Here is a 22481-nt window from a genome sequence, read left to right on the forward strand (position 1 = left end):
AATCGGGTGGTCGTGGGAGCGGAGGCGTCAACCTCGTGACTCCAGTCGGCGGCGGCGGTATTGGTCGAAGTAGACGGCGGCCCAGATGATCAGACCGACGATCACCATCTGGACGTGGATGCTGATGTCGAGTAGGACGGCGCCGTTGCGCACGAGCGCGATGAGGAAGGCGCCGATCAGTGTGCCGATGATCCGGCCCTGCCCGCCGAAGAGGCTGGCACCGCCGATCACGGCCGCGGCGATGACGTCGAGTTCGAGCGCGATGCCGTAGTTCGGCTGCCCGGAGTTGACCCGTGAGGCCGCGATCATCCCGCCCAGACCGACCAGAACGCCGGCGATGACGTACACGGTCGTCAGATGACGCCCGACGGATATTCCGGAGCGACGCGCGGCCTCGAGGTTCGACCCCATCGCGTACGTGTACTGCCCGAACTGCGTCTGCGAGAGCAGGAAGGCGATGCCGATGGCCACGAGGCCGGTCAGCACGATGGCGAACGGAATGCCGGCGATCTCTCCGTTGCCCAGCAGTTGGAACGACTCGGGCAGGCCGTAGACGCCGACGGCACCGGTGATGATGAAGACCAGGCCGCGCGCGGCCGACATCATGCCCAGGGTGGCGATGAACGGCGGGATCCGCGCCGCGGTGACCAGCAGACCGTTGACCAGCCCGGCGAGGGCACCGATCACGATCGCAACCAGGGTCGCCGTCCAGACGGAGAACCCGAGGTCTCGCACGGTCATCGCGCCGACGACGCCGGCCAGCGCGGCCACCGACCCGACGGACAGGTCGATGCCCTTCGTGATGATCACCATCGTCTGCGCGGTGGCGATGATCGCGATGACGGCCGTCTGCGCGCCGATGTTGAACAGGTTGTCCGCCGTCAAGAAGTGCGGGCTGGCGAAGCTCAGCGCCACGAAGAGCACGATGAGCGCGGCCGCCGCCGTGAACTCGGACAGGGCGTTGGAGAGCCGTTCTCGCAACCAGTCACCCGGCCGGACGGCCTCGTCAGCACGTTCGACGGTAGTCATCACCGGGTCGGACCTCCCCAACAGAAGGGTGGATAGATCTGATGTTTAGTGAAGTAGGCGCTACCTTGCCATGCCTATCCGCTCGTTGCCAAGGGGTTACCAGCAGGTTTTTGGGGCCGGACATAGGTCGGCGCGCCGGTTTCATCTGATGTTCCGGCCCGGACCGACCTTCGGTGATCGTTGGCGCGTTCTGGGGGCTATGGCCGCCACTGTGCGCCAACGATCACCGCCGTGGGTCAGCTCACGCTGAAATCGGTGAAGCTGAACTGCCCGGTCACGTCAGGCGCATGCGAGGTGGCGATGAGTCCACCGTCCTGCGTGGGGGCGATGCCGGCCAGAGTCACGCTGGACCCGACCTTCGTCCAGGTCGTTCCGTCGGTCGAGTAGTAGCCACTGACCTCGTCCCCTGAACGGACCAGCCGCACCCAGGCAGGTGCACTGACACCGCCGGCGCCGCTCAACGAGTCCAGATAGCCGTTGCCATCGGCATCCCACTGGAACGCGACGCCGTTGTCCGGGGTGACGACCATGATCGCGTAGCCGGCCGATGCGCCGTGCGCCGTGACGTCGTTGCGAATGACCACACCGGCCTTCGCCCAGGCATGGGTGTCGTCCAGGTGAGTCACCTTCGCGGTCACCGTGGTGTCCTGGCCGACGGCGTCGTCGTCGTAGATCACGCCGTACTCGTCGAACGATCCGGCGCCGTCCTGCCAGATATCGGTGCCGGCTGTGAGGATCGCGTAGTCCGATCCGGCTTCGCCGAATCTGCTCGGCACGGATCCGTAGCCGTTCAACGAGGTCAACGGGTTGACCGCGGTGAGCGTCAGAGAGCTGTCCTCGGCGTACTCCAGACCGTCGTAGCGCACGGTCAGCGCGGCCTCGATCGTCGCCTGACTTACCGGCGCCGACAACGACTCCGGCGCCGTCACCGTCCACGACGCGGAGGCCGTGGCTTTCGGCGCCAGCACAGGTTTCACCGGCTTGCCATCCCGGACCGCGCTCCATCCTTCGGGAACATCGATCTTGGCGCGCAGGCCCAACAGCCGCTCATCGGTCAGATTCTGCAGGGAAGCGGTGACGACGGTGGAGCCTCCGGCGTCCAGGCTCGTCGCGTCTGCCGTCAGGGACACCCCGAGCGGACCACTGCGACGCACCACATCAGTCGAGCTGGCCACGTCACCGCCCGCAGTGACGACGAAGAGGCGATACTCGCCCGGCTTCTTCGGCACGGCGATGCTCGTCGCGTCTCCGTCCGCCGTGGTCATCGTGGCACCGGCGGCGAAATCCGTGGTGCCCTCGGGCGCGAGCCAGATGGTCGCCGACTCGTCGCCCGTGCTCCGGATCGGGATCGAGGTCACCGAAGCGTCGACGTCCACGCTGGACGGTAGGACGTGGTCGGGCGACAGGGTCGCCTCCACCCCCAGCAGGTCGCGATAGGCGGGCTCCAGCCCGGCGTTCACCGTGACGTCGTAGGCCTCCAGCGGCCAGACTGCATCCGAAAAGACCATGATGGGCTCGATGTGGCTGTCCGGCGGGTCGGTCTGGTACTTGTTCCACACCGTGGCCCACGTGTTGGTGATCGTCAGATGATGCTTGGACCCCCAGTCCTCGGAGTTGATCGTGTAGGTCACGTCTTCGGAGATGTCGAGCACGTTGCGGTCGAACGTCATGTAGGCCGACGCCTCGTCGGCGTGCAATCCGTACGTGTGCCCGCCCCGCACGCCGTCGATGTAGTTGTGCGAGATGACGGTGTCCGGCTGAGCGCCGAGAGTGTAGACCGGACCGGTGTCGTTGCGGTCGTTCACGGTGTCGATGAACACGTTGTGCCGGATGCTGTTGTTCCTGGCGACTTCGGTGGGGTTGCCGGGCTCGATCGAGCCGGGTGACCCGTTGAAGTTCCACCAGCCCCAGCCCATCGAGATCCCGGCCCAGGACGTCTTCTCGATCACGTTGTGGTCGAAGGACATGGTGTCGACGAAGTACGCGGCGACCGCGGCGGAGCCGAGGAACAGCTTCGCGCTGTCGTACACGTAGTTGTTCGTGATCTGAATGTTCGTCGGGGCACCCTCGACGTCAGCCGGGAACTTCTCCTTGTTGTCAGCGGTCGCATCGCCGATGTACACGTGCTGCGGGTGGCCGATGTTGATCGCCGTACCGCCCACGTCCCTCGTCCTGTTGCCCGTGATCTGGGAGTCCACGACGTCGTTGATGAGCGATATGCCGTCTGCTCCGGTGTGCTCGACCCGGTTGCGCTCGAGAGAGATGTTCGCCGCGCTGGTCACCTCGATGGCCGCGGGCTGAAGGTCGACGTTGCGGTAGTGGTATTCGTGGAAGTTTCCGTGCACATAGGCGGAGTTGATGATGTTCGCCTGCTGCGCCTGCTTGAACGAGGCTCCGTCCACCTCGGCCAGGTTCCAGTCGGTGTGCCGCACGGTGATGCCCTCGAAGCTGAGGTCATGGGCGCGGTCCGCCCTCGAGGTGCCCGCGATCCTCAGGACTGTCTGAGTGTTGCTCGGAGCGAAAACCGACGCGGCGGCCATGTCTTCGGACTCGGCTGCGAAATAGTAGACGGTCTTGGCGCTGCGGTCGTAATAGAATTCGCCGGGTTCATCGAGAAACTCATAGGCGTTCATGAGTTTGTGATTGCCGCGGATCTGGAAGTTGCCGTTGAAGGCACCCGCAGCGATCGCGGCGCCTGGTTGCTGCAACAGCAGCACACGGTTCTCCCCGTCATCACTGGTGATGACGTCGCGCACGCCGACGATGGCCGTGGTCCACGTGGTGGCCGTCTGGATCTCCATGTCCTCGGCGTTGTCGTCGATCTCCGGCACGTCGGCCAGCGCATACCTCGCGCCATCACACTCGGTGCCCGATTCCCATGCCCACGGTGCCTGCCCCGCGGTCACCGTGTACTCGCCGTAGCATCCCTGCGACTGCACGTTCTGAGAGGCCATCTCGGCACGCTGGTCGTTGACGTAGAGAGCCCGGAGTTTTTCCGCCCGGTCCAACGGAGCCGCCCAGATGTTTCCGTCGTGCTGTGTCCAGCCGGTGATCTCGGTGCCCGCCTCGAGCACGGGCGACTCGTTCTCGAACGCCGAGTAGATCACCTGATGACCGTTCGTGCCCGAATCTTCGGGGCCGAACTCGACCGTGCTGTCGATCGGGTACGAGCCGCCACGAAGGTAGACGTGGATGTCACCAGACATGTCCGAGTTCACTTCGCGTACCGCGTCACGTGCGCGCTCGAGTGTCCGGAATGGAGCCTCCAGTGTGCCCGCATTCGAATCGTCACCGTCGGGGGCGACATAGAACGCGTTCTCGGCCGCTGCCGAAGTCGGCGCCGGGCCACCGACGAGCGCGGTCGCGGCTGCGAGCGCCGTGGCCACCAATGCGGCGCAGGTGCCCAACCTTCGCCTGAGCCGTGCCGGTGCTGTTCTGCTCATGGCTTGCACTTCCTTCCGAGCTCGTGACGGCGGTGTTGACGCCTTGTTCCTTGAGCGATTTCTCTGCACATCGATATGGCGCTCCTCGTGTGGCGTTGCTCGCGGCGGTCTCCCCGTTCACGCGGTCACAGGCGAAGATCACCCCCTGACGGCATGGTGTCGGCGTGCCCCGTCAACTCGATGTCAGCGGTGTTGTCGGCTCGACGGGCTCACTGAGTTCGACGGGCGGCGCAGCCGCCAGCAACCGCCGGCCGGCGGCTTCGGGCCGCACGTGTGGCCCGACGGCCGAGGGCCGGGTCGAGGTGTCCACGCTCGAGACGATCGCCCGCTCGTCGACGTGAATCCCGAGCCCAGGGCTGTCTCCGAGCACGAACGAGCCGTCCTCGATGCTCAGATCCAGCACGACTCCGCGGGGCGGCTGCAGGTCCTGCAGCTCACTCACGATGTGGTTCGGCACGCTGGTCGCGGCGTGGAGCAATCCCATCGGAACGTTGCCGATCGGGCTGACGGGCAGGTCGTGCGCATGCGCGACCGTCGCGACACGCAGGAAATGGGTGATCCCTCCTACCGCACTGGTCTGCACGATGTCGACCGCGCCCGTGGCGAGCAGAGGCCGGAACTGTTCCAGCCCGGTGAGGTTCTCGCCGCTGGCCACCGAGGCGCGGATGCCGCGGCCCACGATTGCCATGCCGTCGGCGTCCCACCGCCGCACTGGCTCCTCCACCCACGTCAGGTCGAGGCTCTCCTCCAGCTCGCAGATGTGTCGAACAGCCTGCTTGCGCGTCCAGGACTCGTTGACGTCGAGCATCAGGCCCGGCCGAGAACCGCCCCCGGCCTCGGCGAGGACGTCCCGGACGAGATGCAGCCGGCGCCGGTCGCTCTCGATGTCCAGGCCGCCTTTGAGCTTGGCCGCTCGCAGGCCGTACGCGGCGTAGAGCTCGTAGGCCGAGACCAGCTCGTCGTCAGACAGCCCGATGTCCAGACCGGAGGCGTAAGCCGGGACGATCCGGTCGCGCCCACCCAGCAGTCGCCAGAGCGGCTCGCCGGCAGCCTTGGCCTTGATGTCCCACAGGGCGGTGTCGAAGGTGCCGATCGTGCCGAAACGCGCACCACCATGACCTGCCTTGAACGTGTGCCTCAGCATGCGGTCGTACAGCGTCGCAGCGCTACGGGGATCCTCGCCTTCGATGGCGGCGAATACTGTGTCGGCTTCGATGTGTGAGCCCAAGCCGATACCGGTGATTCCTTCATCGGTGTCGACCACGATGATCGGCACCACCGTCACGCCATCGTCGAAGACGCCGTTGGCGTCGCCGACGGACCGGCCCCATTCCTGAATTGTCGTCAGGGTTCGATACCCAGTGATCCGCATGTCAGCCCTTCGTGGAACCGGCCGTGACGCCGTCGGCGATCTGCCTCTGGAAGAACAGATAAATCAAGAGAACCGGCACGGCAGCGATGAGGACTCCGGCCGCGAATGTGGGGATGTTGTCCGAATACTGCCCCCGCAGGGAGGTCACGCCCACCATGAGCGTTCGGTGCTCGGCGGAGGGCATGAGGATCAACGAGATCAGCACGTCGTTCCAACAGAACAAGGCGTTCAGGATCCCCACCGACAGCAGGGCGGGCCTGCCGAGCGGCAGCATGATCCGCCGGTAGACGCCGTACAACGTGTTGCCGTCGATGCGAGCAGCGTCGACGATATCGCTCGGAACACCGGCGTAGTAGCTGGTCATCAGGAAGATCGTGAACGGGAGGAACTGCGCGACGTAGGCCAGGATCAAGCCCGGGTAGGTGTCGAGAAGGCCGGTGTCGGCCATCGTGCGCGCCAGCGGCACCATGATCACCTGGAACGGGATGAACAGCGCCGCGAGACAGGCCAGGAAGAGGACGCGCGAGCCCCTGAAGCGCAACTGGCCCAGGGCGAAGCCCGCCATCGAGCCGAAAAGGAGCAGGATCGCCACCGAGCACCCGACGACGACGACGGAGTTGACGAAGTACCGGGCCATCCCGACGCTGTTCCACGCCGTGTCGACGTTCTCCCAGCGCAGCGCCGACGTCAACGAGAAGCGGTCGAGGATGTATTCGTGCCGGGTCTTCATCGCGACATTGGTGGTGAAGACCAGCGGGTAGACCGTGGCCACAGCAAGCAGAGCCATCGGGACGGCGACGATCCACTTTCCGAGCCGCACTCCGGTGCCCATCAGTCCTCCTTCCCCGACCGTCGCAGGATGCTGATCTGCGCGAGCCCGACGACGAGCATGATCACGAAGAGGACCGTGGAAGCCGCTGAGGCCAGCGCCGGGCGATTCATCTGCCCCTGTTGAATCCAGATGTAGTACTCCGGCAGGTACGTGGAGCCTTCCGGCCCGCCGTTGGTCATGACGTAGAGCAGGCCGAACATCGAGGTGAGCATCCCGAGCATGGTGGTCACGAAGACGAATTGGATCGTGCGTGACAGCCCGGGGACGATCACGTGCCGGATCACCTGCTGAAGCGATGCGCCGTCGACCCGCGCCGCGTCCAGCAGCGTCGGATCCAGCGTGGCGAAACCGGCGAGGAACACGACCAGCGCCATGCCGAACGTCGCCCAGATATGAACACCGACGACCGCGAACACGGCGATGTCCGGATCACCGAGCCAGTCGATCGGCGCGACTCCGACGGTACCGAGCACGTCATTGAGCGGGCCGTCGTAGGCGAGCAGGAGGTTGAAGATCGCACCGACGATGACCGGTGACAACACCGCTGGGAAGAAGTACACGCTGCGAAAGAGCCGATGGCCCGGGACGCGCAGGTAGATGAACGTCGCGAGGAGGCCGGGTATGGCCACGGCCACCGGCAGTAGCAGCACCAGCAGGCCGACGTTGCGCAGGGCCTGCTGGAACAGCGGATCGTCGAACAGCGCTACATAGTTGTCCAGACCCACCGACTGCCCGTTGCGGTCGCCATCGCCGGTGAACGAGAAGTTCACCCCCAGCAGCAGCGGATACAGCCGCAACCCGGCGATGATGAGCACCGCCGGCGCGACCAGGATGTACGGCGCCCAGCGCTCGGCGTTACGGCGTCTGGACCGAGCCTGCGGGCCGGAGCCCGGGCCGGACCGGTCGCCCGCGGCTCGTGTCTCGGTTCCGCCGACCGGCCCGACCATGGTGGGGCCGCTCGACGGCAACGAGCCTGCGTCTGGCACTCGATCAGCCTGCCTCGTCCGAAGCCGCCAGCTGCTCGACCGCGTCGTCCACGGTGACCGAGCCACTCAGCAACTGCTGAGACAGGCGATGCATGAGGTCCAGCGTCTGCGACGACAACGCCACGTGGAGGGCCTGCTTTCCGTTCTGGAGCTCACCGACGATCGTCGCCACAGCCGGGCCGGCGCCGGACACGTCGATCGTGGTGTCAGACACGATCGCGCCTGCGTCGGCGTAGAACGCTTCCAGCGCCTCCGAGGACGTCAGCGAGCGGACGAGGTCAGCTGCCAGGTCCGGATTCGGCGTCCAGTTCATCACGGCGTACCCGATGCCGCCGTCGTACGGCAGGCTCGGCGTGGCCTCCTGGTTCACCACGGGCGCCGGCATCACCCCGACGTTGTCCGGCTCGAGGAACTCGTTGAAGTCTTTCCAATGGCCGATGTCTGACATCAAGCCGATGATGTTGGCCGCTTCACCGGCCTGGAAGATCGCGAACGAGTCGTTGAACATCGCGGTCGAGTTCGCGCCCTCGTTGTTGAGTCCGGTGTCGCCTGCCGTCTGCCACAGCTCGAAGATCTGCTTCACGTGCGGCGCCGACCAGTCCCGATCACCAGCGATCCAGGCGTCGTACTCCTCCGGCGTGAGCACGGCCGAACCCATCGCCGACAGGAAGAACTCGATGCCGTAGCCCTCCTTGTTGCCCAGCCCGATGCAGGCGGCCCCGGTCTTCGTCTTGATGCTCTCGCAGCCGGCGACGAAGTCTTCCCATGTGCTCGGAGGGTTGTCCGGGTCGAGCCCGGCCTCCTCGTACAGAGCCTTGTTGTAGTAGATCGGGTGCCCTTGCAGGGTCAGCGGCGCCGCGAAGACCTCGCCGTCCTTGCTGAACGCCTCCCATCCGGCGAGGCGCTCACGGTCGTCGGCCACATAGTCGTCCAAGACGAGCAACGCATCCACGCGGTCCCGGATCTGGCCGCCGCCGTTGAACATCACCACGTCGGGCCCTTCGCCCGCCTGGATCGCGGTACCCAGCAAGGTGTAGTACTGATCGAACGGCTGCGCGACGAACTCGACGGTCACGTCGGGGTGTTTCTCCGCGAAGTCCGCCTTCGCTTGCTCGAAGTACCCCGCAGCGTTCTCCTCACCCGACTTCCAATCCCAGACCACCAGCTTGTCTGTGCTGCCTCCGGTCGACGACGACGATCCCGGCTCCGAGGCGCTGCCGCAGCCGGTCAACGCCAGCCCCCCGATCAGGACCGCCGAGAACAGTGCTCGCTGCTTCATTGCCGCTCGCTTTCTCGTGGGTGACCGGATCACCGGCCAACGGTGTGTAGATGGGCCGCAAACGTAACTCGTATGACGTCTAACGTCAATGGAGTGACGTATGATGTGAGCCGGGCTACGGCGACTGGCGCCGTTGGCTACGGGGAGGGGACATGACGGCATCGGAAGACGCAACGGCTAGCGTGGCCACGCCTGCACCTTGGCCTCAGCGCCCGACCAACCTGGCCAAAGCCGTCACGGCCGAGCTGGTGCAGCGGATCGTCCGGGGACAGTACCGGCCCGGTGAAGCACTGCCGCCAGAGCCCGCACTGTGCACAGCGTTCTCGGTCAGCCGCACGGTCGTCCGTGAAGCGGTGAAGATTCTCCAGGAGAAGGGCCTGGTGCAGATCCGCCAAGGATCGGGCACCATCGCGCAGCCCTCCACGGCCTGGAACATGCTCGACGAGGTCGTTCTGGCCGCGGTCATCGCCGAGGACGACACCCTGTCGATTCTCGATGACCTCGTGGTCACCCGGCGACTACTCGAGTCGGACATGGCCAATGTCGCCGCACGTCAAGCCACGCCGGAGATTCTCGAGGAGCTGGAGTCCCTCGTCGATCGGATGGACCAGCTCGTCGACGACCAGGCCGCTTATCATGACCATGATCGCCAGTTTCACGACACCGTGATGCGCGCCTCCGGCAACCGCATCGCTCGCGCCGTCGTGCGCTCGCTGGAGAGCCAGGTCGTCAACACCGCCCGCTACATGGGCCAGACCGCACGCGAACTGTGCGTGGCGTCCAACCTGGGTCACCGTCGCATCTACGAGCGCATCGCCGCCCACGACCCCGACGGCGCCACCGAGGCGATGTACACCCACATCACCGAAGCCTGGCTCGTCCGGCGGGGTGACCGGGGCGACCCCGAGCGCATCGTCCGCTGAGGCCGGGATACATCTATTCGCCGGGCCGAGCGCCGGCCCGGTTCGGCTGTTCCACCTCCGCCGCGTCCAGGAAGGAGCGGGCACGCACCCGGCCGTCGGTGTCGGTGAGCCACAGCAGGAGCCGGGCCGGGCCGGCAGGTGGCGGAACCGCGATGGTCACCGCGGGTGAGAGCAGGAACGGCTCGGCCGTCACGGGTGCCGTACTGGCCTGGGGATGATCCACGACGCGGTCAACCGGTGTCCCCGACGCGACCCACGCGGCGTGTACGACGCCGGACAGCGGCGCTCTCCCGTGGTGCGAGACGTGCAGGTCGAACTGGAACGTATCGGTCGGCGGCTCGATGTCCGCTCCGGCGACGCGGGGCACGATGTCGAGCACGAGCACCGTCTCGGCGTTGACGAATGCCGGGATGCAGCCGCCCCAGTCCTTCGGCCGGCGCTCGGCGTCGAGCAGTCCGGCGGCCTCGTGTTCCACGTCGGCCAACTCGGTGTACACGTAGCCGGCGAATCGATCCTGTCGCCGGAGTTCCTGGGTCTGCCACCGCAGCTGCCAGGCGCGTTCGAGACTCGTCGCGCCTTCGCCGTATTCGCTGTTGATGATCGGCAGCCCACGACGAGGCACGGCTGAAGACGCGTAGAGCGACTTGTCGACCGTGAAGTCCGGGCCGAGGCGGACCGGGAAGGTCTCCTGCTCGCCCGCGGCCATCCGGGCGAGCGCATGCTTCCACTCCCCCACGTCAGGCTCGTAATAGTGCCAATCGACGAGGTCGGTGACGACATGAGACCAGCCGGAGTTCTCCACGATCGGCCGGGAGCCGTCGAGTTCGCGCAGCAGGTCGTAAGCCCGGACGGCTGCCTCCCGGCACTTGGCGCTGCCCGGGATGTTCCAGTCCAGCCCCCACTCTTCGTTGTAGAGCCCCCAGATGACGATGCTCGGATGGTTGCCGTCGCGTTCGACCATCCCCGGTAGCTGCGCCTCGAACGCGTGTACCGCCTCAGCCGAGAAACGGCTCGGGTTGGGCGGTTCGGCCCACACGAGCATGCCGGTACGGTCCGCCTCGTGCAGCCACAGCGGCTCCTCGAACTTCAGGTGCTTGCGCACGAGGTTGTACCCGAGCTCGCGGGCCAGGGCCAGGTCGCGGAACAACGTCGGCGCGTCGGCTGCGGTGAGCCCGGTGCCGGGCCAGTACCCCTGGTCGAGCACACCGCGCAGATAGCAACGCTTGCCGTTCAGGTACAGCTGTTCCCCGCGAGTTTCGAACCGGCGCAGGCCAGTGGTCGCCACGACCCGGTCTGCACCATCGCCGTCGCCGGTGCGCACCGCCACCTCGTAGAGGTGCGGACGTTCAGGGGTCCAGGTCACCGGTTGGTCGAGGTCGATCCGGCCCGAGACGTGCCCGTGCTCGTCGGCGGTGAGGTGCACCGTCTCGCCCGAGCCGAGGACCGTGACGGTGACAGGCGCGTTGCCCGGCGCATCGCCGGCGAGCTCCGCCGTCACGTCGATGCCGGTCAGACTGTCGCCCCGGAGCGCCACGCTGCGCGAATACGTCCGCCCGCGGGCTTCCAGCCACACCGTCTGCCAGATGCCGGACGTGGGGGTGAACGCGACGCCGTCATAGTCGTCGCGGGGGATGGAGCGTTGTTTGCCGTGCGCGATGGCGCGTTTGTCCGCCGGGGCCATCACCGCGACCTCGAGGTCGTGTGTCTCGCCCGGGGCCACCACATCGGTCACGTCGAACTCGAACGATTCGTAGCCGCCGACGTGCTCGCCGACGACCACGCCGTCGATACGGACGACAGCACGATGGTGCACGGCCCCGAAACAGAGCACGACACGGGCACCGGTCCAGGCGGTCGGCGGGATCACCGCGCGACGATAGACCCCTTCCTCCAACCACGTGCGGTGCACGCCCGAGGCCGGGGTCTCCCAGGCGAACGGCACGGTGATCGGCCCCTCGTACCCGTCGGCACGGAAGTCCCAGCGACCGTTGAGGTTGAGCCACCGGTCGGAGCGGTCCCGGTCGGGCCGCGGGTATTCAGGCCGGGGAACCGTGGGCGAGTCGTCCGCAGCGCGGAACGTCGCGGCCTCGGAACGGAACACTGTCATGCATCAACCCTTCACGCTGCCGGCCAGGATGCCGTTGATGAAATGCCGCTGGAGCACGATGAACAGCACCAGCAGCGGCACGAGCGCGACGGAGCTCGCCGCGAGTAACTCAGCTGTCACGGTGGCGTAGTCGGCACCGATCCGGTTCCCGGTGATGTTCTGGGCGAGCGTCGACAGCATCACCTGCAACGTCGCCATCCGTTCCGAGCTCGCCACCACCACCGGCCAGACGAAGTCGTTGTAGATGTTCATGATGGTGAGCACCGCCAGGCCGGCGAGGCCGGGGCGGATGACCGGCACGACCACCCGCAAGAACGTGCCGAACTCACCGCTACCGTCCACCCGGGCGGCGTCGAGCAGTTCGTCGGGCACGGCGGCGATCACCTGCCGCATCCAGAAGATGGCGAAGGCGTCCACCGACCCCGGCAGGATGAGCGCCTGGTAGGTGTCGACCCAGCCGAGGCTCTTCATCTGCAGCAGCAGCGGGACGATCAACACGATCGTCGGCATCATCAGCGTCACGAGCACGGCGCCGAAGATGAGGTTCTGCCCGACGAACCGGTACTTCGCGAAGGCGTACGCCGCCAACGGCGCGAAGAACATCGTGATCGCACCCTTGAACACGAGCACGACTGTGGTGTTGACGAAGGATTGCCCGAGCGGCACGTCCTGGAACATCGCCGCGTAGTTGTCGAACGTGACCGCCGACGGGTCGAACGTCAGCGGCGATCGGACGATGTCGTTCGCCGGCTTGAAAGCCGACAGCAGCGCCCACACCACCGGAGCCAGCAGCGCGGCGAGCAGCAGCATGAGGAAGACGTGCGAGCCGAGGTGCCTGCGCCGGCGGCGCCTCCTGCCGACGGGCGCCGCATCCGCTGCGGGTCGCTGCGCCTGCTTCATCGCGGCTGTGGTCTCGGTCATCGCTAGTCCTTGGCTCGCAGGAGACGGACGAAGAACAACGAGAGGCCCATGACGAGGAACACCAGCAGGAACGAGTTCGCCGCGCCGGTGCCCAGGTCCGCCCGCGTGATGTGGTTGTAGAGGTGGTAGCCGGCCGTGGTGGTCGAGTTGTAGGGACCACCCTGAGTGAGGACGAACGGCTCGGCGAACATCTGAAACACCGCCAGCGTCTGCAGGACGACGGCGAACATGACGGTCCGCCGCAGCAGCGGCACCGTGATGCTCAGCAACTGGCGGGACTTCGAGGCGCCGTCGAGCTCCGCCGCTTCATAGAGGTCGGCGTCGATCGACTGCAGCCCCGACAACACGATGATGACCACGAATCCGGTGGTCTTCCACAAGAACAGCAGCGCCAACGTGGGCTTCGCCCAAGCGCTGGTCGTCAACCAGCCGACGTCGGGCAGCCCGGCCAGCCCCAGCAACGCGTTGACCGCGCCGTACTCCTGGTCGAACAGGACGACCCAGATCTGGGCGACGGCAACCAGCGGCGTCACGAACGGCACGATGAACCCCACGCGGTACAGCCCGCGCAGTTTGAGCGTGGCCGAGCTCAGCAGCACCGCGACCACGATCGCGACCACGAGCTGGATCGGAACGATCAGCAGCCACAACACGCCGGAGTTGCCCAGTGAGCCCCAGAAAGCCGAGCTGGTCAGCAGGTAGGTGTAGTTGTCCCAGCCGACCCACTGCGCGGCTCCCGTCCCCCGCCAGTTGGTGAAGCTCAACCGGGCGGTGAAGATCAACGGATAGACGCTGAACACGAGGAACACCGCGACGAACGGCAGGACGAACAGGTAGGGAGCCGACCTGCGGCGCAGGCCGGTGGTCCTGGTTCGCCGCCGGCGAGCCACGGAGTGGTGGGCGGCCGAGACGGTGGTCACTGCCGGTCGATGAGGTTCGTCTGGATCGACTCGGTGGCCTGAGTCATGACGTCGCTGGGGGTGAGGTCACCGTCCAGCATCCGCTGCAGGTCAGTACCGAGATAGTCGACGGCCCCGTCCCACCAGCTCGGTATCGGTGTGCCACCGGGGATCTGAGCGCCCGCCTCGGTGGCCACGGCCCACAGATCCTGGCCCCCGAGAGCCTCGACCGGCTCGAACAGCGGCGCTGACGGGTCGGCTGCGGGCTGGTAACTCGGTATCGAGGTGTTGAGGCCCTGCGGGTAGACGTCGTTCGGCCCCCACACGGCCGTGTAACCGGCCTCGTCGAACATCAGGAACTCGTAGAACAGCCACGCGAGTTCGGCGTTCTCGCCGTCTTTGGGCACCACGAACGACGAACCACCCATGGCGCCGCTGCGCGCGCCGCCCGGCTCCCAGGCCGGCAACTGCATCGCCCGCCACTGGCCAGCGGTGTCGGTGAGTAGTTGCTGTGGCGCGAAACTGAACCAGATGGCCCACGGATAGAACACCTGGTTGCCGTTCTCCAGCTCCGCGAGGTCAGTCGGCGACAAGTACTCGGCGCGGGTGCCCAGTTCCTCCGCACGCACGGTATCGAGGAAGGTCAGGACCTGCTCGAACGCGGGGCTGTCCAAGCGGAGCTCACCGTCGGCATCAGCCAGCGACGTGCCGAGCTGACCGGCGTACATCTCGAGCTGAAGCTGGCCGAGGAACTCGGATCGTTCCAGGTGAATCGGACCGGATTCCGGTTTGGCCGCCTTGTAGGCCCGGGCGGCGTCCAGGAGGTCGTCGTAGGTTTCGATCGCGCTGACGTCCACGCCGGCGGCATCGAGCGCGGCTGCGTTGTAGAACAGCAGGCCCGGCGTGAAATCGAACGGCACGCCGTAGATTCCGCCGTCGACGGAGTTCACCTCGACCTTCTGCGGCGCGATGTCGTCGAGGTACGGGGCGAGCACGTCGCTGAGGTCCCACAGGTACTCGGCGTAACCGCCGACCTTGGCGTCGTCGAGGAAGACGCCGTCGGGCACGTCGGCGCCGGTGATCAGGGTGTTCTGCAGTCGCGCGTCGATGTCGACGGCGACGTGGTTGACCGTGATGTCGGGGTACACGGCGTTGAAGTCGTCGATGACCGCCTCGAAGACCTCGAAGAGATCGCCGGACCGGTCCCAGATCGTGATCTCTCCCGCGGGCTGTTCAGCATCGGGTGCCCGAAGGGTCCCGGCATCGCCGGTGTCGTCACCCCCGGTCACCTCGGGCCCACATGCGGCCAGCCCGAGCCCGACGACGGCGACGACAGCGACGCCAGTCAGTCGTGCCGGCCGGCGTCGGCGGTGGTGTCGGTCCATGGCCCCTCCCGGTTTTCCATCGTGTGCAAAGGACCCTAGCGCCGGTTTGCACACGTTGCAAACGCTACGATGGCGTTCATGCCCGCAACACTTCGTGACGTCGCCGACCGCGCCCAGGTTTCCGTCCGCACCGTGTCCAACGTGGTCAGCGGCTACCAGCACGTGAGCCCACAGATGCGGCAACGGGTCCTGCAGGCCATCGAGGAGCTCGACTACCGGCCGAATCCGGTCGCGCGGACCCTGCGTACCGGGCGCACCGGCATGCTCGCGCTCGTCGTTCCCGAGATCGACGTGCCGTACTTCAGCGAGTTGGCGCGCGAGGTGATCGACTCCGCCGCTGAGCTCGGCTACCGGGTGATGGTCGACCAGACCGGGCACGACCACGAGCGCGAGCGACAGCTACTGCTCGGCGAAAACCGCACCATGCTCTTCGACGGGATCTTGTTCAGCCCGCTGGTCACGAAGGCCGAGCTCTTGGACATGCACGGCAGCAGCCGCATGCCACTGGTGCTTCTGGGCGAGCACGAGTTCGACGGCCGCTACGACCACATCGCCATCGACAACGTGCAGGCCGCCCACGACGCGGTGACTCACTTGATCTCGCTCGGCCGCACGCGGATCGCCGCGGTCGGCACCCAGCCGCTGGAAGGGTACGCCACCCCCCTGCAGCGCACGGCCGGCTACGAAGCCGCGCTTCGCGAAGCCGGGCTGCAGGTCCGCCCCGAGCACACGATCCCCGCCGCGCACTACAGTCGCACCGGCGGCTACACCGCCTGCGTGGCCCTGCTGACCACCTCGCCCCGGCCGGACGCGATCTTCTGCTTCTCCGACCTGCTGGCCATCGGGGCCATGCGGGCGGTGTTCGACGCCGGGCTGCGGGTGCCCGACGACGTCGCCGTCATCGGGATCGACGACATCGACGAAGGCCGCTTCGCCCGCCCGTCGTTGAGCACCGTCTCGCTCGACATCCCCTTCATCGCTCGCGAGGCCGTCCACCGCATCGCCGCACGGATCGAGAACCCCCAGACGCCGGCCGAAGAGATCGTCGCCACGCATCAACTCGTCGCCCGCGAGAGCACGCTCGGCATGAGCGACGAGCATCCGGCACACCGATGATCACGACGTGGGCCAGACGACCTCGACGGCCTGCCGGAATTCGACGAACTCGTGTTGGCTGCAGTGACCGAGAAGGGTGGATCGCCCCGTGGGGGCACCGAGACGGTAGCCTCAGCTGGTGCGCTGGATGCCAGTCACGGAGAGCAGAAAGGCCCGCACCGCATGATGTCGGACGCTGAACTCGCCGAGCGGATCCGAGAGCGCGGCCTGCCAGAGACGGTCGTTCGCATCGCGACAGACGGCGGTGAGACGGTCAGCCCCGCACTGTTCTACCGTGCTGAGTCCGTGCATCATGATCCTGCTGAGGCGGTGATGAGCAGCACCGCTGAGGATCTGGTTCCGCTGTGGTCGTGCGGCATCGAGCATGCGTTCGCAGGCCGCGACCGCTACCTGATCTGGGACCCCGAGAGCGACGAACCACGTGCGGTCTTCGAAACCTTCGCGCAGTTGGTGCGGGAGCTGCTCACCGACCTCTGGGAAGACGAAGAGGACGACGAGGAACGCGCGCGCATCGCGCACCTGCTCCTTCCTCCGGACGAAGCAGCCGCGGCACTTGTCCCACTCGAGCGCTGAGTAACGGTCCAGATGCGCCTGGCTCTGTCGACACCCGCGCTCGACTTCCGGCCCGAGCCGGAGGCGGACGACTCGTTGACCGGGATCTTGGCGGCGATACGTGTTACCGCGATTGCAAGGTCCCTGGGATCTGGTTGGCCGGCACGGAGGCGACGTCGAGGCTGCGCCGCTGGGCGCCGCCCGGGGTGGTTCGTGCGCGTGACAACGGTCCATGCTCAAGAAACCGACGCGAAATCAGCCGCCGAACGTCGCACGCGCCGGTTTTTCGACCATGGACCGCTCACACGAGCATGATCGTCCCGATCTCCACAGCGATCCCACCGAATAATGCAGACGAGCCATGCCTAGCGACAACACCAAGCGTGTCATGACGCCGACACGAACTCGTTTCGGCCTGCTTGAACAGCTCGGACCAGCTCGCGGTTTCTCTAGCGTGGGGGCTCGCCGAACGCGGTCACTCGCCGCGATCATTTCGGCGCAGAAACACGCGTGGGCAGCCAGTCCTGGCCAATGATGGTCGGATATAGCAAGATTGCCCCTCACCTACGTTTCAGCAGGTGAGGGGCAATCGCTCTGGTAGCCCCGACGGGATTCGAACCCGCGCTACCGCCTTGAGAGGGCGGCGTGCTAGGCCGCTACACAACGGGGCCGTGCGACCAAGGTCGCGAGGTGAAACATTACCCGAGGAGGCGGTCAGTACCAAACCGGCCGTCTGGGCCGAGCAACTTGCGCACCACCGGTGCGATCGCCGCGGCCATGCCGGCGTATCCCTCGGCGTTCGGGTGCAGGCCGTCGTCCAGCACGTGCGCTTGCTCGGCACCCACCACGTCCAGGCCGTTCAAGAGGTGAACGTCGTCGTCTCCGTGCTCGCGGAGCACCTGGGCGGCTCGCGCGACCTCCTCGCGGATCTGGGCCAGTGTCATGCCGGTGGCAGACACCGTGTGTTCGCGCGCCGGGGAGATGATCGGCGTGATCACGAGGATGGGTACGTTCGGGTGTCCATCGCGGATCGTGCTGAGCAGTCCGATCACCGCGGGCAGGAACGATCGTCGGTTGAACGTGCCGGAGCCGTACACGTTGATGCCCAGGCAGGTGATGATCACGTCGGCGGGCCGGTCCCGGATCATCCGAGCCACCATCGGGTCGAGATGACACTGGCCGCCATAGCCCAAGCAGGTCAGATCCAGGCCCAGCTCTCGGGCGACCAGGGCCGGCCAGGTGCGCGTCGGCGACGCTGCTGCTCGGCACTGCGTGATCGAGCTTCCGTACGTGATCAGTCTCGGCCGCGCCGCTCTCTCGGCGCGCCACACCCGCGCGTCGGTGTCGAGCTCCAGCGAGGCGAGCCGGAAGTCGCCGAACTGCGGCAGCCACAGCTCCAGGGTCTTCTCCCCCGCTGGTAGGTCGACGTCGAACCTTCCGTCTGACGTCACCGGCGACGACGCCACCAGACCACCGTCGACCACCACGTCCACCGGGCTGATCTCGCCCGCGGAGGCGTAACCCTCCACGTCGCCTACGACCGCTCGGCCGCGGATGGTCGTCGTGTCCGTCCCGAAGGCGACCCGGACCCCGGCCGGCATCGCCGCACGCAACTCCAACTCCGTGCTGGCGTACAGCTCACGCCGGCTGTGCTGGATGCGCCAAGCGCGAGTCCACTGCGGCGTGTGCTCCAGCTCGATCGCACCTTCCCACGTCAGAAGGTCGTCATCGGCGCGAAGCAGGTTTTCGTTGCCATGCGGCGTCGTCGCCATGTCCGCCCTTCCTCTCATCGCGGCGCCACCCCGGCGCCGGCACGTAGCGCGAACCGTACCCCTGATCGCCAGCACGTTCGGCCGCCGAGGTCGGCTCACCAGGTTCCTCACATCCTCTCGAATGCGGCACCGTCGAGGCGGTAGTAGAACGGGTCTCCCGCCTCGATCTCGTTGCGCTTGACGGTCTGTCCGGTGAAGGCCGACTTGTACAAGGCCGTGATCAGTTCGATGGCCGCCCGGCCGCTTGCGCCGCTGGTCTCCGGGCGGCGCCCATGACGGAAGTCGTCAAGCACGCTGCGCAGTTGGCAGCCGTGGTTGGTTTCCTCGTCCGGCAGATCGTTTGCCCAGCTCGCTGCGTCGCGTTCCGGAACCGGGGCGGTGGCCTCGTCCCGGCCGCGCATCTGAACGCCGACGTGCCCGCCAACGGCGCGCTGGCCATCGTGGGCGAGTCGGGGTCGGGCAAGACCGTCAGTATGCGGGCACTGCTGCGGCTGCTGCCCGACAGTGCGGTGGTCTCCGGTACGGCCGAGTTCGACGGTACCGATCTGCTGAAGCTCTCCGAAGACGAGCTGCGTGCGGTCCGTGGGCCCGGCATCGGCATGGTCTTCCAGAACGCCATGTCCGCGCTCAACCCCACGCGGACGCTGAAAGCCCAGCTCACCGAACATCTGCGCTGGCATGGCAGCTGTGGCCGGAAGGAGGCCGTCGACCGCGCGATCGACGCGCTCGACCGGGTCGGCATCCCCGAGCCCCAGCGGCGAATCCGGATGTATCCGTTCCAGCTCTCCGGCGGCATGCGGCAGCGCGCCATGATCGCGATGGCGATCGTGGCCCGGCCCCGGCTGCTGATCGCCGACGAGCCCACCACCGCGCTCGACGTCACGATCCAGCGCCAGGTGCTGGACGTGTTCACCAAGCTGCGCGAGGACGGCCTGGCGGTCGTGATGATCACCCACGACCTCGGCGTCGCCCGCTACGTCTGTGACGACGTCGTCGTCATGAAAGACGGGCAGACGATCGAGACCGCGTCGATGGACCAGTTCGTCTCCCACGCCCAGCAGCCGTACTCACGGCGTCTCCTGGATGCCGCGCCCGACGTCACGACTGACGGGAACGACACGCCGGGCGAATCCCGGGATGACACCCGAGCCGACCCTGTGCTGCAGGCCCGCAATCTGGTGAAGGTCTTCCAAGGCCGCGGCGGCGACGTGCACGCCGTGGACGACGTCAGCATCACGATCAATGCGAACGAGGCTGTCGGCGTGGTCGGTGAGTCCGGCAGCGGGAAGTCGACGCTGGCTCGGCTGATCATGCGGTTGATCGAACCGGCTGGCGGCATGGTGACCTTCGATGGGCACGACCTGTTGACCGCAGCCGGGTCCGAGCTGCACGGCCTGCGCCGGCGCGTCCAGATGGTGTTCCAGAATCCCTACGGGTCGTTGCTGCCGCATCTGACCGCCATGGCCAACATCGTCGAACCGCTGCGTGTCCACAAAGTCGGTAGCCCAGCCGAGCGCCGAGCCCGGGCGCTGGAACTACTCGAGCTGGTGGGTATCCCGCGAGCGCGCGCCCACGCCTACCCACGGCAGTTCTCCGGCGGCCAGCAACAACGGCTGGCCATCGCCCGTGCGTTGGCCCTCGAACCGCAGCTTCTGGTCTGTGACGAGCCCACCTCAGCGCTCGACGTGTCGATTCAGGCGCAGATCCTCGACCTGCTCGACGACCTCAAACGCAGGTTGGGCCTGTCGATGCTGTTCATCACGCACAACCTGGCGGTCGCCCAGCGGCTGTGCGACCGCGTCGTCGTCATGGCCTCCGGCCACGTCGTCGAAGCCGGGCCCACTCGAACGATCTTCACGAACCCTCAGCACCCCTACACCCAGGCGCTGCTTGCCGCCGTGCTGCCCATCCGGACCGCGCCGATGCCGTGGCAGGCGAACACCGCGATCGACACCCGATCCGGCGACCTGGTCGAGCTGGCCCCGCAGCACTGGGTTCGCAGCGCCACCGCGCACGCGAACCCGGGCAGCGCCCATCAACCGTCCTCGTGAACGACCACTGTGCTTGGAGGTTCCACATGAACCAGCCACGACCGATCCGCCGCCGCACGTTCCTGGCGGCAACCCTCGCCAGTGCCGCCGCCTTCAGCACCGGGTGCGGATTCAGCGGCGACGATAGCGGCTCGGACGCCGACGACGGTGGAGCCGGCGGCGATCAGCCCGACTCTGGCGGCATCCTCCGGGTCTCGATGATCCCGGTCGCCGACCTCGACCCGGCCATCGCCAGTGGTTCGTCGAACGGGCAGATCATCATGACCGCCTTGTGGGAGGGGCTGGTCGTCCTGGACGCCGACGACCCGTCCAACGTGCTGCCCGGTGTGGCCGAGAGTTGGGAGGTCTCCGACGACCAGCTCACCTACACCTTCCACCTGCGCGACGACGCCATGTGGTCCAACGGCGACCCGGTGACCGCCCAAGACCTGCTGTGGAACTGGAAGCGGATCCTCACGCCAGGTGTCGCCGGGGAAGCCGCACCGTCCTACAACCAGGCCAACATGCTCGTGGCCGGCGCTGGTGACTACATGAACGGCACCACCACCAACTTCGACGACGTCGGCGTCAAGGCCCCCGACGACGCCACGCTCGAGATCACGCTCGAAGCACCGAACTCGACGCTCTTGCTGCGTCTGGCCCATTCCGAGTTCCTCCCCCTGCATCCACCGACGATCGAGGAACTCGGCGACCAGTGGCTCACCGGCGAGGCCTGGGTCAGCAACGGCGCGTTCGTGCTGGAGAGCTTCCGCGTCAACCAGGGCGCCACGCTGCGGCGCAACGAGCACTACTGGGACGCCGAGCACTACCACCTCGACGGCATCGACGTCACGTTCAACGCCGGCGGGACGACCGCGGATCTGCTGAGCTACCAAAGCGACGAGATCGATGTGTCCGGTCGCATCGAAGACGACCTGGAAGCCGTCACGACCTCGGACGTGTCTGCCGACCTGGCCACGGCGCCACCGAACCAGATCCGGCAGCTGATCATTCTGAACAGTGCGAACACGGTCTTGCACGACGTGCGGATCCGCGAAGCGCTCTCGATCGCGATCGACCGGGACGCCTTGGGTGAGATCAGCAAGCCCGCGGTCCCGGGCAACTCGATGGTCCCGGAGGTCATCGAGGGCTCCGACCAGGTCCCCGGCGTCGAGTACGACGTCGAACGGGCCCGCTCGCTCCTCGCCGACGCCGGGTTCCCCGACGGCCAAGGGCTGCCGACCATCACGCTGATGGATTACCAGTCCAGCCCCTGGGTCGAGGCGATCGGCGAGATGTGGCGGAACGACTTGGGCATCCAGGTCACCATCGACAACATCGAGCGAGGCCTGTTCCTCGAGCGCATCGAACAGCTCATGCCCGACGACTACGTCGGCTTCTACGCGCTGAACACCTCGGTGTCGCCGCCGGCACTGGAATCGGCGGCCCAGCGCATCATGCCGGCCGCCTCGGCGCGCATCGGAGGTATCAACCTGGTGCCGCCGGACGTCGGGCAGCAGTACGTCGACGCCGTCAATGGCGGAGCATCGCCGGAGGAATACCTGGCTGTCCTGGACGGCAACCGAGTTCCAGAGTGCGAGAAGGCCATCGACCTCGCCCGCCAGGCGCTGGCCGAGGCCGACCCCGACAAGCGCTTCGAACTTCTCGTCGAATGCGCTGTCGCGCGCGATCAGGCGTTCGTCGAGCTCCCCGTGCTGTGGGGTGGCTACAACCTGCTCGTGAAGCCGCACGTCCAGAACCTCAAACTCTGGCCGTTCACGTCCGTGTTCTCCACGAAGGGAGTCACGATCGAGCGCTGATCGACCCGGCCCCAG

At 66.7% G+C, this 22481-nt stretch carries 17 protein-coding genes and 1 tRNA gene; 5 read left to right on the forward strand and 13 right to left on the reverse strand.

All coding sequences use genetic code 11. The features are described from left to right. Positions 1–27 precede the first annotated feature (27 nt). From M6444_RS09465 to M6444_RS09490, 6 genes are all read right to left on the reverse strand, one after another. Positions 28–1029, reverse strand: coding sequence for an ABC transporter permease (locus M6444_RS09465; protein ID WP_298326054.1), 1002 nt, complete (start codon positions 1027–1029; stop codon positions 28–30). A 236-nt stretch (positions 1030–1265) separates the two neighbouring features. Beyond that, a complete protein-coding gene (locus M6444_RS09470) occupies positions 1266–4472 on the reverse strand; it encodes a right-handed parallel beta-helix repeat-containing protein (protein ID WP_298326056.1) in 3207 nt (1068 codons plus the stop codon). Between the two features lie 172 nt (positions 4473–4644). Next, on the reverse strand, positions 4645–5844 hold the full coding sequence (locus tag M6444_RS09475) for a mandelate racemase/muconate lactonizing enzyme family protein (RefSeq protein ID WP_298326058.1): 1200 nt from the start codon (positions 5842–5844) through the stop codon (positions 4645–4647). 1 nt (position 5845) lies between these two features. Next, positions 5846–6676 carry a carbohydrate ABC transporter permease gene (locus M6444_RS09480; RefSeq protein WP_298326061.1) on the reverse strand — a complete coding sequence of 277 codons (831 nt, stop codon included), beginning with the start codon at positions 6674–6676 and terminating at the stop codon, positions 5846–5848. Beyond that, entirely contained in the window at positions 6676–7662 is a 987-nt protein-coding gene (locus M6444_RS09485) for a sugar ABC transporter permease (RefSeq protein ID WP_298326064.1), read from the reverse strand. The genes M6444_RS09480 and M6444_RS09485 overlap by 1 nt, the downstream gene beginning before the upstream one ends. Before the next feature lie 4 nt (positions 7663–7666). Beyond that, positions 7667–8941: an extracellular solute-binding protein gene (locus tag M6444_RS09490; protein ID WP_298326067.1), complete on the reverse strand. Its 1275-nt coding sequence runs from the start codon at positions 8939–8941 to the stop codon at positions 7667–7669. Positions 8942–9093: 152 nt separating this feature from the next. Between M6444_RS09490 and M6444_RS09495 the strand changes: the two genes are divergently transcribed. Next, a complete protein-coding gene (locus tag M6444_RS09495) occupies positions 9094–9864 on the forward strand; it encodes a FadR/GntR family transcriptional regulator (RefSeq protein WP_298326070.1) in 771 nt (256 codons plus the stop codon). A gap of 13 nt (positions 9865–9877) precedes the next feature. Here the strand turns inward: M6444_RS09495 and M6444_RS09500 are convergent, their stop codons facing one another. Genes M6444_RS09500 through M6444_RS09515 form a run of 4 tightly spaced genes read right to left on the reverse strand, consistent with a single transcriptional unit; the run spans position 9878 to position 15176 of the window. Further along, positions 9878–11971 (reverse strand): glycoside hydrolase family 2 TIM barrel-domain containing protein, encoded by a 2094-nt coding sequence (locus M6444_RS09500; protein ID WP_298326073.1) that lies wholly within the window; start codon positions 11969–11971, stop codon positions 9878–9880. Positions 11972–11974: 3 nt separating this feature from the next. Then, positions 11975–12892 (reverse strand): carbohydrate ABC transporter permease, encoded by a 918-nt coding sequence (locus tag M6444_RS09505; protein ID WP_298326076.1) that lies wholly within the window; start codon positions 12890–12892, stop codon positions 11975–11977. 2 nt (positions 12893–12894) lie between these two features. Next, entirely contained in the window at positions 12895–13812 is a 918-nt protein-coding gene (locus M6444_RS09510; RefSeq protein ID WP_298326079.1) for a sugar ABC transporter permease, read from the reverse strand. After that, positions 13809–15176 (reverse strand): extracellular solute-binding protein, encoded by a 1368-nt coding sequence (locus tag M6444_RS09515; protein ID WP_298326082.1) that lies wholly within the window; start codon positions 15174–15176, stop codon positions 13809–13811. Before M6444_RS09515 ends, M6444_RS09510 begins: the two co-directional genes overlap by 4 nt. 78 nt (positions 15177–15254) lie before the next feature. Between M6444_RS09515 and M6444_RS09520 the strand changes: the two genes are divergently transcribed. Together M6444_RS09520 and M6444_RS09525 are read left to right on the forward strand one after the other, a co-directional pair. Then, positions 15255–16292: a LacI family DNA-binding transcriptional regulator gene (locus M6444_RS09520; RefSeq protein ID WP_298326085.1), complete on the forward strand. Its 1038-nt coding sequence runs from the start codon at positions 15255–15257 to the stop codon at positions 16290–16292. Positions 16293–16454: 162 nt separating this feature from the next. Then, positions 16455–16865 carry a hypothetical protein gene (locus M6444_RS09525; protein WP_298326088.1) on the forward strand — a complete coding sequence of 137 codons (411 nt, stop codon included), beginning with the start codon at positions 16455–16457 and terminating at the stop codon, positions 16863–16865. A 574-nt stretch (positions 16866–17439) separates the two neighbouring features. Here M6444_RS09525 and M6444_RS09530 read toward each other — a convergent pair. From M6444_RS09530 to M6444_RS09540, 3 genes are all read right to left on the reverse strand, one after another. Beyond that, a tRNA-Glu gene (locus tag M6444_RS09530) sits at positions 17440–17515 on the reverse strand. Between the two features lie 27 nt (positions 17516–17542). Then, positions 17543–18616 carry an SGNH/GDSL hydrolase family protein gene (locus tag M6444_RS09535; RefSeq protein WP_298326091.1) on the reverse strand — a complete coding sequence of 358 codons (1074 nt, stop codon included), beginning with the start codon at positions 18614–18616 and terminating at the stop codon, positions 17543–17545. Between the two features lie 107 nt (positions 18617–18723). Then, a complete protein-coding gene (locus M6444_RS09540; protein ID WP_298326094.1) occupies positions 18724–19017 on the reverse strand; it encodes a hypothetical protein in 294 nt (97 codons plus the stop codon). 12 nt (positions 19018–19029) lie between these two features. Between M6444_RS09540 and M6444_RS09545 the strand changes: the two genes are divergently transcribed. Further along, positions 19030–20667, forward strand: coding sequence for an ABC transporter ATP-binding protein (locus M6444_RS09545; RefSeq protein ID WP_298326097.1), 1638 nt, complete (start codon positions 19030–19032; stop codon positions 20665–20667). 26 nt (positions 20668–20693) lie between these two features. Further along, complete coding sequence (locus M6444_RS09550) at positions 20694–22466, forward strand: peptide ABC transporter substrate-binding protein (RefSeq protein ID WP_298326100.1); 1773 nt, start codon at positions 20694–20696, stop codon at positions 22464–22466. Positions 22467–22481: the final 15 nt, after the last annotated feature.

Source organism: Haloactinopolyspora sp. (assembly GCF_027324685.1).
In the GTDB taxonomy this organism is placed as follows: domain Bacteria; phylum Actinomycetota; class Actinomycetes; order Jiangellales; family Jiangellaceae; genus Haloactinopolyspora.